Genomic DNA, 15,921 nt, shown 5'->3' on the forward strand with positions numbered 1-15,921 from the left:
TGATCCTCCTTTCCCGCTTTCTTATTTTTTCACGGTCGACTTGATGGATACGAAGCAGTTCTTCGGGCCCGGGATGGAGCCTTTCACGAGAAGAACATTGCGTTCTACGTCGACTTTCACGACCTGCAGGTTTTGCAGGGTAATGGTTTCTTTGCCCATGTGGCCCGGCAGGTGTTTGCCCTTCGGTACACGGTTGGCTTGAATGGAGCCCATGGAACCCGGTCCACGGTGGTAGCGGGAGCCGTGAGCCATCGGTCCGGTGTGTTGGTTCCAGCGTTTGATAACGCCTTGGAAACCTTTACCTTTGGAAGTGCCCGTGACATCAACGAATTCACCTTCGGAGAACACGTCAGCTTTCAACTCCTGGCCAACTTCATAGTCAGACAGTTGAACTCCGCGGAATTCTTTAATGTAGCGCTTAGGTGCTGCGCCGGCTTTCTTCGCATGGCCCAGCTCAGGTTTGGTAGCTTTTTTTTCTTTCTTATCGGCAAAACCGAGTTGAATGGCTTCGTAGCCGTCGTTCTCCACGTCTTTCTTTTGCATTACTACGCAAGGTCCAGCTTGGATAACCGTAACCGGCAATACCGTTCCGTCGGCGGCGAAAACTTGAGTCATCCCCAATTTTTTACCTAAGATACCTTTTGTCATGTTGACACCTTCTTTCCTTTAGCAGTAAAAATTTGTTTAGATCTGGTCTTTCGCGTCTATTACAGCTTGATCTCGATGTCCACACCGGACGGCAGGTCCAGGCGCATCAATGCGTCGACCGTTTGCGGGGTCGGGTTGACAATGTCGATCAAACGCTTGTGAGTGCGCATTTCGAATTGTTCCCTGGAGTCCTTGTACTTGTGCACAGCACGCAGAACCGTAATAACCTGCTTCTCAGTAGGAAGCGGAATCGGACCGGATACACCTGCACCGGAACGTTTCGCGGTTTCAACGATTTTTTCTGCGGACTGGTCAAGAACTCTGTGATCGTATGCCTTCAAGCGGATACGAATCTTTTGCTTTGCCATTTTGAGTCCCTCCTTCTATCGCCCAATTTTGATAATCGGACATACTCCGTGAAAATCCCCCGTTACACCGGCCACATATAGGCAAAGGGGCCGGGTGTATCGGCAACCTCTCACATCATCGCAACGTCACAGACCAACGTTCACTATTATATATCAAGACAATAGCGGAAAGCAAGGAAAAGTTGAAACTTTTCTGCGGGTGGTTGGGAGGCAAGTTTATAGGCGAAAAAACCTGGACGACGGTGTGGGTATTGGCTCCGGTCGCACTTGAAATCATGTCCTCTGATTGGAATAAGATCAAGTGGAATAGGAACATGATTTCAAAAGCGACACGTAAACTCTTCGCTCAATACCCTCACCTCTGTCCCTCTTTCATCTATATACAGGACCCAACTCCACTTAAGCCGTTTCAACTTTTGACATGCTTTCGCTCTGTCAACCCTGGGTGGAGAAATGCATTACTATGCGGACTCATGCCCCGCTATCAATAGGAGAAAGCGGCTTTGCTTGTTTTCGCGGACTGTGGTTTCCTTATTGCTTGCAAAACAGGGATGAACTATCTGTTTTCCAGCCAATAAGTCCTGTGAGTTTGCGAAATCGCAAACTATCGCTTTTCTGTCAAATAGCGGAACCGCATTCCGCATCCCCTACCCCCGCGACTTTCACCGCGGGGGTGTACTTATAATGAAGGAAGATGAGCGAATCCGGAGCTCATCTTCCGACAAAAGCTCCATCTGCTTAAAAGCAGGTGAATGTTGAGAAGGACGGGATGAATTAAGGAATTAGGTGGCGGGGTATGGAGCGAAGAGTTTACGTGTCGCCTTTGAAATCGTGTTATTACCGATCGCTTTTATTTCAATGAAGAAAACACGATTTCAAGAGCGACCGGAGCCCACATTCCCCACCGGTTTCCGTCTCGTTCATCAGATTTTTCCCACGAACAAAAAAAGCCTCTGCCAAAGACAGAGGCTTTTGTCGGGATGACTCCCGGATTTGATTACTTGGAGATACCGGATACGGAACCAGCACCAACGGTGCGGCCGCCTTCACGAATGGAGAAGCGGGTTCCTTCTTCGATAGCAACCGGGGAGATCAGCTCAACGGTAACTTCGATGTTATCGCCAGGCATAACCATTTCGGTGCCTTCCGGCAGAGTGATAACGCCGGTTACGTCGGTTGTCCGGAAAAAGAATTGCGGACGGTAGCCGGAGAAGAAAGGCTTGTGACGGCCACCTTCTTCTTTGGTCAGGACGTAGATGGAAGCATTGAAGTTGGTGTGTGGCTTAACGCTGTTCGGTTTAGCCAAAACTTGACCGCGTTCGATGTCCTTACGGTCAACGCCACGGAGCAGTGCGCCGATGTTGTCGCCAGCTTGAGCGGAGTCAAGCAGTTTGCGGAACATTTCAACGCCCGTTACGACGGATTTACGAGGAGCTTCGTTCAGACCGACGATTTCAATTTCATCGCCGACTTTAACGGTTCCGCGTTCTACACGGCCGGTAGCAACGGTACCACGACCGGTGATCGTGAACACGTCTTCGACTGGCATCAAGAATGGCTTGTCAACTTGACGTTCTGGCAGCGGGATGTAGGTGTCGATTTGCTCGAACAGTTCTACGATCTTTTGTGCCCATTCGCCATCCGGGTTTTGCAAAGCTTCACGAGCGGAGCCTTGGATGATCGGTGTGTCGTCGCCCGGGAATTCGTATTCGTTCAGCAGGTCGCGAACTTCCATTTCAACCAGTTCAAGCAGTTCAGCGTCTTCAACCATGTCGCATTTGTTGAGGAATACAACGATGTAAGGAACGCCTACTTGACGGGACAGCAGGATGTGTTCGCGAGTTTGCGGCATAGGGCCGTCAGCTGCGGATACAACCAGGATAGCGCCGTCCATTTGAGCTGCGCCGGTGATCATGTTTTTAACATAGTCGGCGTGTCCTGGGCAGTCAACGTGAGCATAGTGGCGGTTCGGTGTTTCGTACTCAACGTGAGCCGTGGAGATCGTGATACCACGTTCGCGCTCTTCCGGAGCTTTGTCGATTTGATCGAATGCTACGGCAGCGCCGCCGTATTTTTTGGAAAGAACGGTGGTGATAGCAGCCGTCAGAGTCGTTTTACCGTGGTCGACGTGACCGATAGTACCGATGTTTACGTGCGGCTTCGTGCGTTCGTATTTAGCTTTTGCCATTTGAACGATTCCTCCTTAATAGTTAACTGGATTAATTATGATTGTGCGCCTCTGTGTTTCGAAATGATTTCTTCCGAAATCGACTTCGGCACTTCTTCATAGTGGGAGATCTCCATGGAGTAAACGCCACGGCCTTGCGTCCGGGAACGCAGGGTGGTGGAGTAACCAAACATTTCGGACAGCGGCACCTTCGCACGGATGATTTGGGCGCCGAAACGAGCGTCCATACCTTCGATGCGTCCACGGCGGGAGTTCAGGTCGCCCATTACGTCGCCCATGTACTCTTCCGGAACGGTTACTTCTACCTTCATGATCGGCTCAAGAAGAACCGGGTTACATTTCTCTTTCGCAGCTTTCAGCGCCATCGATCCTGCGATCTTAAACGCCATTTCACTGGAGTCGACATCATGGTAAGATCCATCAAAGATCGTCGCTTTGATATCAACGAGCGGGAAGCCGGCAAGCACGCCGTTCTTCATGGACTCTTCAATACCGGCTTGAACCGGAGCAATGTATTCACGAGGAACGACACCGCCGACGACTTTGTTTTCGAACAGGAATCCTTCGCCTGGTTCGCGAGGTTCGAACTCGACCCATACGTGACCGTATTGGCCGCGACCACCGGATTGGCGAACGAACTTGCCTTCGACTTTTGCCGATGCTTTGAAGGTTTCGCGGTAAGCAACCTGTGGCTTGCCCACGTTGGTTTCTACCTTGAACTCACGAAGCATACGGTCAACGATGATTTCAAGGTGGAGCTCGCCCATACCTTGGATAATCGTTTGGTTGGTTTCTTCATCGGTGTAGTAACGGAAGGTCGGGTCTTCTTCGGCCAGTTTAGAAAGGGCAACGCCCATTTTGTCCTGGTCAGCCTTTGTCTTCGGTTCTACAGCGATCGAGATAACCGGATCCGGGAAGTTCATGGACTCCAGGATCACGTGGTGTTTCTCATCGCAAAGGGTATCGCCCGTGGTCGTATCCTTCAAGCCTACCGCAGCTGCAATATCCCCTGCATAAACCTCGGAGATTTCTTGACGGCTGTTGGCGTGCATTTGCAGAATACGGCCTACGCGCTCGCGTTTGCCCTTCGTTGCGTTCAACACGTAGGAACCGGAGTTCAATACGCCCGAGTATACGCGGAAGAAGGTCAGACGACCGACGAAGGGGTCGGTTGCGATTTTGAACGCAAGAGCGGAGAAAGGCTCAGCGTCAGACGAATGACGGATGACTTCCGAACCGTCTTCCAGATGTCCCTGAATATCCGGAACATCGATTGGAGCAGGAAGGTAGTCAACAACGGCGTCCAACATCGGCTGAATCCCTTTGTTGCGGTAGGAAGATCCGCAGATAACCGGGAAGATTTTAACTTGAACCGTACCTTTACGGAGAGCGGTTTTGATTTCCTGAACGGTAATCTCTTCGCCTTCCAGGTACTTCATGGTCAATTCTTCATCCAGTTCAGCTACCTTTTCTACCAGTTCAAGGCGCAGCTCTTCAGCTTTGCTCTTGAGTTCAGCAGGGATTTCGGTTGTCTCGATATCCTTACCCAAGTCGTCTTTATAGATATAGGCAACTTGTTCAATCAAGTCGATAATTCCTTTAAAATCATTTTCCGCACCGATAGGCAGTTGAATCGGCACGGCGTTCGCTCCGAGCTTTTCGCGCATTTGCTCGATTGCTCCGAGGAAGTCGGCACCGATGATGTCCATCTTGTTGACGTACGCGATCCGCGGTACGCCGTACCGGTCGGCTTGACGCCAAACGGTTTCGGACTGAGGCTCAACGCCTTCTTTGGCACTGAATACGCCTACGGCCCCATCCAGTACGCGCAGGGAGCGTTCAACTTCGACAGTGAAGTCAACGTGTCCCGGGGTATCGATGATATTGATGCGGTGACCTTTCCATTGAGCAGTGGTAGCGGCAGACGTAATCGTGATGCCGCGCTCTTGCTCTTGTTCCATCCAGTCCATCGTGGCTGCACCTTCGTGCACTTCCCCGATTTTGTGGGTACGGCCTGTATAGAACAGGATCCGTTCCGTGGTGGTGGTTTTACCGGCGTCAATATGAGCCATGATCCCAATGTTACGCGTATCTTTCAAGGAGAACTCTCTTGGCATGGAATGGTCTCCTTTCTATTTGCAAGATCCCCGTTATCAGGGGAATGATTCTACCAGCGGTAGTTGGCAAACGCCTTGTTGGCTTCAGCCATTTTGTGCGTATCTTCGCGTTTCTTAACGGAAGCTCCGGTGTTGTTGCTGGCGTCGATGATTTCGGCAGCCAGACGGTCTTCCATGGTCTTCTCGCCGCGGAGGCGGGAGTAGTTGACCAACCAGCGAAGTCCAAGCGTCGTACGGCGCTCAGGCTTAACTTCGATCGGCACCTGGTAGTTCGCGCCGCCTACACGGCGGGCTTTTACTTCCAGAACCGGCATGATGTTTTTAAGGGCTTGTTCAAACACTTCCATCGGTTCCTTGCCGGTGCGCTCTTTAATGGTGTTAAACGCGTTGTACAGGATCTTTTGAGCGGTACCCCGTTTGCCGTCGATCATGATGCGGTTGATCAAACGAGTAACGAGTTTGCTGCTGTATATGGGATCAGGCAGTACATCTCTGCGTGTTACGGGTCCTTTACGTGGCATGGTTATCCCCCTTTCTTGCAAAATCGGTTGCGTTCAGCTTATGCAGCATAGTACGCCTTATTATTTCTTAGCGGCTTTAGGACGCTTCGCTCCGTATTTGGAACGAGCTTGTTTCCGGTTGTTGACACCAGCGGTATCAAGCGCTCCGCGAACGATGTGGTAACGTACACCAGGCAAGTCTTTAACCCGGCCACCGCGAACCAGCACCACGCTGTGCTCTTGAAGATTGTGTCCAATCCCGGGAATATAAGCGGTAACTTCGATTTTGTTGGTCAAACGTACCCGCGCATATTTACGGAGAGCAGAGTTTGGTTTCTTTGGCGTCATTGTACCGACACGAGTACATACACCGCGTTTTTGCGGAGCACTCAGGTCGGTTTCCTCTCTCTTGAGAGCGTTGAAGCCTTTTTGCAGAGCAGGAGATTTGGATTTTTCAATCTTCGCTTTGCGGCCTTTACGAACCAATTGGTTGATTGTCGGCATTTCGGCACCCCCTTCCCAGTCTTAGTAAAATCAATGAACTGCAAGCCCACAGATCCAGGTGAATCGTAAAAGAACAAAGGAAACGTTTTTGCCCCCGAGTCCGAACCCGGCCGGAAACAAAAACGTGCTCATTCCGTTATGATTTTACGATCGCCGCCATGGCTGCCCCAACCTCAATCCCACAAGCTTTACCAAGCTGCTTCATGGAATCGACATAGGTGACCTTCACTCCGCTTTTTTTGCAGAGGTTGACGATTTTATTGGTAATACGCGGATCTGCATCTTTGGCGACATATACTTCGGAGGCTCTTCCGAGCTCTACCATTCGCGTCGCTTGCTTTGTACCTATGCTCAGCTTTTCGGCCTGTTTCACTTCTTCATAAGACATAGAAGTTACATCCTCCAAAGGACAGGGAAAATTGGGTTTTGGCACACTTCGATATATTAGCAAATTCGATATGCCGTGTCAAGGGAAGTTTATAAGGAAATCTTCATCCTTAGACCGGGCAATGAAGCAGTCTGGCACACGATTCGTTCGCGCACTGCAGACTGCCCCAACGCTATCCGGTTATCGATTCCGGTTAACGGAATACTTTACTTCTTACTTTACTTCGATCGGCTCATCCTCTTGAACGGCTTCCGGGTTTCCCTGGGCCGCCAGTTCATCGTCAATAAGCTGCTCGTCTTCAGAACCGACCATCCGGATGTTGCGGTAGCGAGCCATGCCCGTACCAGCCGGAATCAGTTTGCCGATAATGACGTTTTCCTTCAGGCCGAGGAGTTGGTCCACTTTGCCCTTGATGGCAGCGTCAGTGAGAACCCGCGTCGTTTCTTGGAAGGAAGCCGCCGACAAGAAGGAGTCGGTTTCCAGAGATGCTTTGGTAATCCCAAGCAGTACCGGACGGGCAACTGCCGGCTCATCACCGTTCAGGAGTGCTTCCAAGTTGGCTGCTTCGTATTCATGCATATCGGTGAAGGAACCCGGCAGCAGCGTTGTATTCCCCGCGTCGACGACACGGATCTTCCGCAGCATTTGACGGATCATGACTTCGATATGCTTGTCGTTGATTTCTACACCCTGATTCCGGTAAACCCGCTGAACTTCTTGCAGAATATAGTTCTGCACGCCGCGGATCCCTTTGATGCGGAGCATATCTTTCGGGTCGATGGAGCCGTCGGTGAGTTCGTCCCCGGCTTCTACCGCTTGCCCCTTGGATACGCGAATCCGCGAGCCGTAGGTAACGGAATAGGTTTTGGATTCCGCTTCGCCTTGGACTTCGATTTCGCGACGGTCCTTGGTTTCACGAATATCTTTGATAACGCCGTCGATTTCGGTGATGATCGCTTGGCCCTTCGGATTCCGTGCTTCGAAAAGCTCTTGAATCCGCGGCAGACCTTGGGTAATATCATCGCCGGCAACGCCGCCGGTATGGAACGTACGCATGGTGAGCTGGGTTCCTGGTTCACCGATAGATTGAGCGGCGATGATGCCTACGGCTTCACCGATCTCCACGTGAGCTCCGGTAGCCAGGTTGCGGCCGTAGCATTTCTTGCAGACGCCATGACGAGCGCGGCAGCTGAGTACGGAACGGATATGCAGCTTCTCGACGCCCGCGTTCACGATAGCATCCGCGATATTCGATTCGATCAGCTCGTTGCGGTGAACCAGAATTTCTCCGGTCTTCGGGTGTTTAACCGTTTCAAAGGAGTAACGACCTTCGATACGGTCGTACAGATCTTCGATAACTTCCTTGCCGTCTTGGATCTTGCTGACCAGGAAGCCTTTATCGGTTCCGCAATCTTCTTCACGTACGATAACATCCTGAGCTACGTCGACGAGACGACGAGTCAAGTAACCGGAGTCCGCCGTACGCAGAGCCGTATCGGCCAAACCTTTCCGAGCGCCGTGGGTGGAAATAAAGTATTCCAAAACCGTCAGGCCTTCGCGGAAGTTGGAGATAATCGGCAATTCGTAAATCCGTCCGGTTGGCGTGGCCATCAGGCCCCGCATACCGCCGAGCTGGGTAATTTGCGATTTGTTACCCCGCGCTTTGGATTCCACCATCATGTTGATGTTATTGAATTTATCGAGGGACTTCATCAAGATGTCCGTCAATTCGTCCTTGGTGCGGCCCCAGATGTCGATGACCCGGTCATAGCGTTCTTCGTCGGTGATCAAACCGCGACGATATTGCTTTGTGATCGTGTCAACCTTCTCATGAGATTCGCGGATAAGTTTTTCTTTCTCATCCGGCACGACGACGTCGGATACCGCAACGGTGATGCCGGCTTTGGTGGAGTACGTAAAGCCAGTTTGCTTGATCCGGTCAAGAATAACGGAGGTTTCCGTCGTTTTGTAGCGGCGGAAGCATTCCCCGATGATCGAACCAAGGTATTCCTTGCCGACTGCTTTAGGATCAGCAGCCGTTTCAATCGCTTTACGGATGTCCCCGCCCTTCTCAAAGACGAAGTGGCTGTCCGGTATTCCGTTCAACAGATTGGCTTTCGTAGCTTCGTTGATGTATGGGAAGTCCGCCGGGAAAATTTCGTTGAAAATGAGTTTCCCTACGGTGGTAATCAACATGGCATTTTGTTGCGCTGGCGTAAAGCTGGTTTTGTTCAGCCGTGCAGCCGGGATGGCAACAATAGCGTGCAAGGAGGCGATTCCCCGGTTGTACAGGGATACAGCTTCCCGAACTGAGGTTAAGACCATTCCCGTACCCTTGGCATTCTGATCGGACATAGTCAGGTAGAAAGAACCGAGAACCATGTCCTGAGAAGGCGTAACGACAGGCTTGCCGTCTTTCGGGTTCAAGATGTTACCGGAGGCCAGCATCAAAAGGCGAGCTTCAGCTTGGGCTTCGGCGGACAACGGAACGTGCACGGCCATTTGGTCACCGTCAAAGTCAGCATTATACGCGGTACATACCAGCGGATGCAGTTTGATGGCGCGGCCTTCCACCAAAATCGGTTCGAAGGCTTGAATACCCAAACGGTGAAGCGTGGGGGCACGGTTCAAAAGCACCGGATGCTCTTTGATGACTTCTTCGAGTACATCCCAAACGTCGGCGCTGCTGCGCTCCACTTTCCGCTTGGCACTCTTGATGTTATGAGCCAGGCCTTTGTTCACCAGTTCCTTCATGACGAAGGGCTTGAACAGCTCCAGTGCCATTTCCTTAGGCAGACCGCATTGGTACATCTTCAAAGACGGGCCAACGACGATAACGGAACGACCGGAGTAGTCAACCCGCTTACCCAGCAGGTTTTGCCGGAAACGGCCTTGCTTCCCTTTCAGCATGTGGGAAAGGGACTTGAGGGGACGGTTGCCGGGACCCGTTACCGGACGGCCGCGGCGGCCGTTGTCGATCAAAGCATCGACGGCTTCCTGCAGCATCCGTTTTTCGTTTTGCACGATGATGTCCGGAGCACCTAGGTCCAGAAGACGTTTCAAGCGGTTGTTCCGGTTGATAACCCGGCGGTACAAGTCGTTCAAGTCGGAGGTGGCGAAACGGCCACCGTCCAGTTGAACCATCGGACGAAGCTCCGGAGGAATGACCGGCAATACATCAAGAACCATCCAGTCCGGCTTGTTCTTCGAATTGCGGAATGCTTCGATGACTTCCAGACGCTTGATCGCACGGTTGCGGCGTTGGCCTTGAGCCGTGCGCAGCTCTTCCTTCAGCATTTCCAGCTCGCGATCCAGATCGATGTCCTGCAGAAGCTTTTTAACAGCTTCCGCACCCATGCCGGCCTGGAAGGCATAGCCATATTTTTCCCGATAGCTGCGGTATTCCTTTTCGGACAACAGCTGTTTTTTCTCAAGCGGCGTATCGCCTGCGTCCGTGACGACATACGATGCGAAGTAAATGACTTCTTCCAAAGAGCGCGGGGACATGTCGAGAGCAAGTCCCATACGGCTCGGAATGCCTTTGAAATACCAGATGTGGGAAACGGGAGCGGCCAGCTCGATGTGGCCCATCCGTTCCCGGCGAACCTTCTGCCGGGTTACTTCGACACCGCAACGGTCGCAAACGACGCCTTTATAGCGTACACGCTTGTACTTGCCACAGTGACACTCCCAGTCCTTGGTCGGTCCAAAGATCTTTTCGCAGAACAGGCCTTCTTTTTCCGGCTTCAAGGTCCGGTAGTTGATGGTTTCCGGTTTCTTGACTTCCCCGCGAGACCAAGAACGGATTTTTTCCGGAGACGCCAAGCCGATTTTCATATATTCAAAGTTATTTACGTCGATCAAGGAGCAACCCTCCTCAAGATTGTACTGCCCGGAAGCAGAAGTAATGCGGATCTAACTTGCGTTTATCTTGCGGCTATAGCTTAAATGCCCACTCGTTACTCGGCGCCTATTTCGGTGCCTTCGAGATTCAAATTCAGCTTGTCGCCGCTGGCATCGTCTTCGTCGTCGATCTCTTTCATTTCGATCTCTTCTTCGTTCTCGGAGAGGATCTTCACGTCCATGCCCAAGCTTTGCAATTCCTTGATCAAAACCTTGAAGGATTCCGGAACGCCAGGTTCCGGTACATTCTCGCCCTTCACGATGGACTCGTAGGTCTTCACGCGGCCGACGACATCATCGGATTTGACCGTAAGGATTTCCTGCAGCGTATAGGCAGCGCCATAAGCTTCAAGCGCCCACACTTCCATTTCCCCGAAGCGTTGTCCGCCGAATTGAGCTTTACCGCCCAAAGGCTGCTGGGTAACGAGAGAGTATGGACCCGTGGAACGGGCGTGGATTTTATCGTCGACCATGTGCGCCAGCTTGATCATGTACATAACGCCGACGGTGACTTCGCGTTCGAATTCTTCCCCGCTACGGCCGTCATACAGCTTCGTTTTACCGTTGCGCTGCATGCCTGCTTCTTCCATGGTGTCAAACACATCGTTTTCGTGGGCGCCGTCGAATACCGGCGTCGCGACGTGGATACCAAGCTGCAGAGCAGCCATACCCAAGTGAACTTCCAGTACTTGACCGATGTTCATCCGGGAAGGAACGCCCAACGGGTTCAGTACAACTTGCACCGGCGTGCCATCCGGCAGGAACGGCATGTCTTCTTCCGGCAGAATCCGGGCGATAACCCCTTTGTTGCCGTGACGTCCAGCCATTTTGTCGCCTTCGGAAATCTTCCGCTTTTGAGCGATGTAGACGCGAACCAGTTGGTTCACGCCTGGAGGCAGTTCGTCGCCATTCTCGCGGGTGAATACCTTCACATCAACGACGATGCCGTCGGTACCATGCGGTACGCGCAGAGAAGTATCGCGAACTTCACGTGCCTTTTCACCAAAGATGGCGTGCAGCAAACGCTCTTCCGCAGTCAGCTCCGTAACCCCTTTAGGCGTTACTTTGCCTACCAATATATCGCCTGCGGCGATTTCCGCGCCAATGCGGATGATTCCGCGCTCATCGAGGTTCTTGAGGGCTTCTTCTCCGACGTTCGGGATATCCCGGGTGATTTCTTCCGGTCCCAACTTGGTGTCCCGAGCTTCCGATTCGTATTCTTCAATATGAATCGAAGTGTATACATCTTCTTTAACCAAACGCTCGCTCAGCAAAATCGCATCTTCGTAGTTGTAGCCTTCCCAAGTCATGAATGCTACGACTACGTTCCGGCCAAGTGCCAATTCACCTTGTTCGGTGGAAGGACCATCCGCCAAAATATCTCCCGCTTTGACAATTTCGCCACGGCGGACAAGAGGCCGTTGGTTGATGCAAGTGCCTTGGTTGGAGCGTTCGAATTTATGCAATTTAAATTTATCGATATTGCCGCTGACTGGCTTGCCGTTTACCGTTTCCTGGCGGCGAACCCAGATCTCGTTTGCCGAGGCACGTTCCACGACGCCGTCATGCTTGGCGACGACACAGACGCCGGAGTCCTTGGCGGACTTGTGCTCCATCCCGGTGCCGACAAAAGGCGACTTGGGTACAAGGAGCGGAACCGCTTGACGTTGCATGTTGGATCCCATGAGCGCACGGTTGGAGTCGTCGTTCTCCAGGAAGGGGATCATCGCCGTAGCGACGGAAACGACTTGCTTCGGCGAAACGTCCATGTAATCGACGCGAGCCTTCGGAAGCGTCAAAATGTCGTCCTTAAAACGGACGATGACGTTGTCTTCCGCAAACTTGTTCTCTTCGGACAGGATCGCGTTCGCCTGGGCAACGACGTAGTTGTCTTCCTCGTCGGCAGTCAAGTAATCGATATGGTTGGTAACGACGCCCGTAACCGGATCAACCCGGCGGTACGGAGCTTCGATAAAGCCATATTCGTTAATGCGTGCAAAGGTCGACAGGGAGTTGATCAACCCGATGTTCGGACCTTCAGGCGTTTCAATGGGACACATCCGGCCATAGTGGGAGTGGTGAACGTCCCGTACTTCAAAGCCGGCTCTCTCCCGGGTCAGACCGCCGGGTCCGAGAGCGGACAAACGGCGCTTATGCGTCAATTCAGCCAGAGGGTTAGTCTGATCCATGAATTGAGACAACTGCGAACTGCCGAAAAACTCTTTAATCGAAGCGATGACCGGACGAATGTTGATCAACGCTTGTGGTGTAATAACATTGGCGTCTTGAATGGACATCCGTTCGCGAACAACCCGTTCCATACGGGACAACCCGATACGGAATTGGTTTTGCAAAAGCTCGCCTACAGAGCGCAGACGGCGGTTGCCTAGATGGTCGATGTCATCGGTGTTTCCGATGCCATGCAATAGGTTAATAAAATAATTGATAGACGAAATGATATCCGCCGGCGTGATATGCTTGACGGATTTATCAATTTTCGCATTGGAAATCACTTTGATGACTTTTCCGTCTTCTTGGGGAGAATAGACATTCACCGTTTGCATCGGGATGCTGTCATCTTCCGTAACGCCACTCACAACCGGATGGTTGTGCAGGTTTATGCCGTTTTCCAAACTGGGCAAAATTTGATCCAGCAAGCGGCGGTCCAGCATTTGACCGGCTTCGGCGATAATTTCACCAGTTTCCGGATCAATCAGGGTCTCAGCTAGCCGTTGATTAAACAGCCGGTTCTTAATATGAAGCTTCTTGTTAATCTTATAGCGACCGACACTGGCGAGATCATAGCGTTTTGGGTCAAAAAAACGTGCCACAAGAAGACTCTTGGCATTATCAAGAGTAGGAGGCTCACCCGGACGCAGGCGTTCGTAGATTTCAATAAGCGCCTTATCCGTAGAATCGGTATTGTCTTTATCAAGTGTGTTGCGAATGTATTCGTTATCGCCGAGAAGCTCTAAAATTTCCGCATCTGTTCCGAAGCCGAGGGAGCGCAGCAATACCGTTACCGGTATTTTGCGAGTGCGATCGATCCGTACATAGATGATATCTTTGGCGTCCGTTTCCAGTTCCAGCCAAGCACCCCGGTTCGGAATGACCGTTGCGGTAAACGTCTTCTTGGCGTTCTTATCCACTTTGGTGCTGAAGTAGACGCTGGGAGAACGAACGAGCTGACTGACAATGACGCGTTCCGCTCCGTTGATAATGAAGGTACCGGTTTCCGTCATCAAAGGGAAATCTCCCATGAAAACTTCTTGTTCTTTCACTTCGCCGGTTTCCTTATTGATCAGGCGCACTTTCACGCGCAAGGGAGCTGCATAGGTAACATCGCGTTCTTTGGAATCATCCACCGTATATTTGGGCTCGCCCAAGCTATAATCGATGAATTCCAGCACCAGATTCCCGGTAAAATCCTGAATCGGGGAAATATCCTGGAACATCTCCCGAAGCCCCTCATCAAGAAACCACTGGTAGGATTTCTGCTGAATTTCAATCAGATTAGGGACTTCCAGAACTTCGTTGATCCGCGCGTAACTCCTGCGTGTTCGACGTCCATATTGTGCAAGATGACCTGCCAACTTTTCTTCACCCCTTGTGTCTACTCAATAAAAACGCAAGGAAATAGGGCATCCTTATTAGGGAAAACCTATTCGCTTACGCAAAAAGCTTAGTCTTCATGAAACTTGGGTCACGATCGGAATATAAACAAGAAAAAGCTTCTTAAGGAAGCCCTCCACACCGGACCCCGTCTCCTCATCGCCTCATACGCCAATGTCTTGGTGTTCCCTCACGGCAGACAAACGGTTAACTCACCTGCGCAAACGAACGTGAATAAACGGCCAGAATCCTCTAACTTGTAGAATTTGCCGAAAAAAGGAGGTTTATACCTAATCTCCGCACTTTTTTCAGAAAAAGAGACTGCCGCATTCCCGAAAAAAAGACTTGACTTTTTAGCCGACTAAAGACATGTAGCCCATTTTATACTGACATTTTATTATAATACCACAGACAAAAATGGAAGTCAACTTAAAACTCTCTGGGAATTAGTCCGATTTTACACAGCGAAAAATCCAATATCCTTTGTCTTTGGCCGCTTCTTGCACCTCGCCAAACAAAGCTTCCAATTTGGTAAAAGCCGAAGGTGCACCCTGTTTCTTCTGAATGACGACCCATAGACTTCCACCTAGAGCTAGATGCTGATAGGCTTCCTCAAATATCCGATGCACCGTTTCCTTGCCGGCTCTTATCGGCGGATTGGTCAGAATACAATCAAACTCTTGCTCCTGCACCGCCTCAAACAAATCGCTGGTAATGATCGAGACATTGGCGATGCCATTCTTTTGCGCATTCGATTTCGCCAACTCTACCGCACGCTCGTTGATATCCACCATGGTCACGGCCCCATGCAGGGCAAGGGTTGCCGCCGTTAACCCGATCGGGCCGTAGCCGCAGCCGACATCCAACACGCGGTCGTTCTCCCTAACCTCCATTGTTTCAATAAGCAGCCGACTACCAAAGTCAACGCCGCCTTTTGAAAATACACCCGCATCCGTAAGAAAGGTAAACGCGCGGCCCCGCAGTTTATCCTGAATGGTCCGCTGCTCATGCTTCGCGGTAGGTTTTCCTGTATAGTAGTGCTCGCTCATATCGGAACCCTTCCTCCTTTGAATCATGCTTATCTTTCTACCCTGAAATAACCTTCTTCCATTAGGTTAAGCCTCAGGCGGCTGCGCCGAGTTTTCATACATTCGTTTATGATACGCTAGCGGCATGTATGTCTTATAGTGTGAAAAAACCCCTTGAGGGCAAGACCGCCGCCTTCGCTTTCGCAAACGGCCAGCCTCGCGATTCCTCAAGGGGATTTTATGGCAATTACTTAACTTCTACAACAGCGCCAGCTGCTTCCAGCTTGGCTTTGATGCCTTCTGCGTCTTCTTTGGAAACTTTTTCTTTGATCGGCTTAGGAGCGCCGTCAACCAGATCTTTCGCTTCTTTCAGGCCGAGACCGGTGATTTCGCGAACGGCTTTGATAACGTTGATTTTGGACGCGCCGGCGTTAGCCAGGATAACGTCGAATTCGGATTGCTCTTCAACTTCAGCTACAGCTACAGCGCCGCCAACGGCTACAGGGGCAGCGGCAGTTACGCCGAATTCTTCTTCGATTGCTTTTACCAGGTCGTTCAGTTCCAAAATCGTCATGCCTTTAATGGCTTCCAAGATTTGCTCTTTGCTCATGGGTTTGAACCTCCATTATTCATATAGTTTGATTGGATGCATCGCAGCCGCTTCA

The 15,921-nt window shown here is 51.3% G+C and carries 11 protein-coding genes; all 11 read right to left on the bottom strand.

What is annotated here, in order from left to right; all coding sequences use genetic code 11:
- Positions 1 to 21: 21 nt before the first annotated feature.
- The 11 genes from rplC to rplL all read right to left on the bottom strand — a co-directional run bounded on the left by rplC (position 22) and on the right by rplL (position 15,866).
- Positions 22 to 648: a 50S ribosomal protein L3 gene (rplC, locus tag TJ79_RS25295; protein WP_040953124.1), complete on the bottom strand. Its 627-nt coding sequence runs from the start codon at positions 646 to 648 to the stop codon at positions 22 to 24.
- A 59-nt stretch (positions 649 to 707) separates the two neighbouring features.
- Positions 708 to 1,016: a 30S ribosomal protein S10 gene (rpsJ, locus tag TJ79_RS25300; RefSeq protein WP_040953125.1), complete on the bottom strand. Its 309-nt coding sequence runs from the start codon at positions 1,014 to 1,016 to the stop codon at positions 708 to 710.
- Between the two features lie 997 nt (positions 1,017 to 2,013).
- Positions 2,014 to 3,204: an elongation factor Tu gene (gene tuf / locus TJ79_RS25310; RefSeq protein WP_040953127.1), complete on the bottom strand. Its 1,191-nt coding sequence runs from the start codon at positions 3,202 to 3,204 to the stop codon at positions 2,014 to 2,016.
- A 35-nt stretch (positions 3,205 to 3,239) separates the two neighbouring features.
- Positions 3,240 to 5,321 (bottom strand): elongation factor G, encoded by a 2,082-nt coding sequence (gene fusA / locus TJ79_RS25315; protein ID WP_040953128.1) that lies wholly within the window; start codon positions 5,319 to 5,321, stop codon positions 3,240 to 3,242.
- A 50-nt stretch (positions 5,322 to 5,371) separates the two neighbouring features.
- A complete protein-coding gene (rpsG, locus tag TJ79_RS25320) occupies positions 5,372 to 5,842 on the bottom strand; it encodes a 30S ribosomal protein S7 (RefSeq protein ID WP_040953129.1) in 471 nt (156 codons plus the stop codon).
- Between the two features lie 60 nt (positions 5,843 to 5,902).
- Complete coding sequence (rpsL, locus tag TJ79_RS25325) at positions 5,903 to 6,325, bottom strand: 30S ribosomal protein S12 (protein ID WP_040953130.1); 423 nt, start codon at positions 6,323 to 6,325, stop codon at positions 5,903 to 5,905.
- Between the two features lie 136 nt (positions 6,326 to 6,461).
- Positions 6,462 to 6,713, bottom strand: coding sequence for a 50S ribosomal protein L7ae-like protein (locus TJ79_RS25330; protein ID WP_040953131.1), 252 nt, complete (start codon positions 6,711 to 6,713; stop codon positions 6,462 to 6,464).
- Positions 6,714 to 6,926: 213 nt separating this feature from the next.
- A complete protein-coding gene (gene rpoC, locus TJ79_RS25335; RefSeq protein WP_040953132.1) occupies positions 6,927 to 10,577 on the bottom strand; it encodes a DNA-directed RNA polymerase subunit beta' in 3,651 nt (1,216 codons plus the stop codon).
- 95 nt (positions 10,578 to 10,672) lie between these two features.
- The gene (rpoB, locus tag TJ79_RS25340) at positions 10,673 to 14,209 is read right to left on the bottom strand and encodes a DNA-directed RNA polymerase subunit beta (RefSeq protein ID WP_040953133.1); all 3,537 of its coding nucleotides are present in this window, start codon (positions 14,207 to 14,209) and stop codon (positions 10,673 to 10,675) included.
- A 465-nt stretch (positions 14,210 to 14,674) separates the two neighbouring features.
- Positions 14,675 to 15,277, bottom strand: a complete 603-nt coding sequence (locus TJ79_RS25345) for a class I SAM-dependent methyltransferase (RefSeq protein ID WP_040953134.1) — start codon at positions 15,275 to 15,277, stop codon at positions 14,675 to 14,677.
- Between the two features lie 226 nt (positions 15,278 to 15,503).
- Entirely contained in the window at positions 15,504 to 15,866 is a 363-nt protein-coding gene (rplL, locus tag TJ79_RS25350; RefSeq protein WP_040953135.1) for a 50S ribosomal protein L7/L12, read from the bottom strand.
- Positions 15,867 to 15,921: the final 55 nt, after the last annotated feature.

Origin of the sequence: Gorillibacterium massiliense (genome assembly GCF_000455485.1) — a bacterium.
GTDB classification, from domain to species: Bacteria; Bacillota; Bacilli; order Paenibacillales; family NBRC-103111; genus Gorillibacterium; species Gorillibacterium massiliense.

Coding starts and splice junctions, on each gene's coding strand:
- rpsL (WP_040953130.1), bottom strand. CDS start 6,325: ATGCCGACAATCAACCAATTGGTTCGTAAAGGCCGCAAAGCGAAGATT.
- TJ79_RS25345 (WP_040953134.1), bottom strand. CDS start 15,277: ATGAGCGAGCACTACTATACAGGAAAACCTACCGCGAAGCATGAGCAG.
- TJ79_RS25330 (WP_040953131.1), bottom strand. CDS start 6,713: ATGTCTTATGAAGAAGTGAAACAGGCCGAAAAGCTGAGCATAGGTACA.
- rpsG (WP_040953129.1), bottom strand. CDS start 5,842: ATGCCACGTAAAGGACCCGTAACACGCAGAGATGTACTGCCTGATCCC.
- tuf (WP_040953127.1), bottom strand. CDS start 3,204: ATGGCAAAAGCTAAATACGAACGCACGAAGCCGCACGTAAACATCGGT.
- rpsJ (WP_040953125.1), bottom strand. CDS start 1,016: ATGGCAAAGCAAAAGATTCGTATCCGCTTGAAGGCATACGATCACAGA.
- fusA (WP_040953128.1), bottom strand. CDS start 5,321: ATGCCAAGAGAGTTCTCCTTGAAAGATACGCGTAACATTGGGATCATG.
- rplC (WP_040953124.1), bottom strand. CDS start 648: ATGACAAAAGGTATCTTAGGTAAAAAATTGGGGATGACTCAAGTTTTC.
- rplL (WP_040953135.1), bottom strand. CDS start 15,866: ATGAGCAAAGAGCAAATCTTGGAAGCCATTAAAGGCATGACGATTTTG.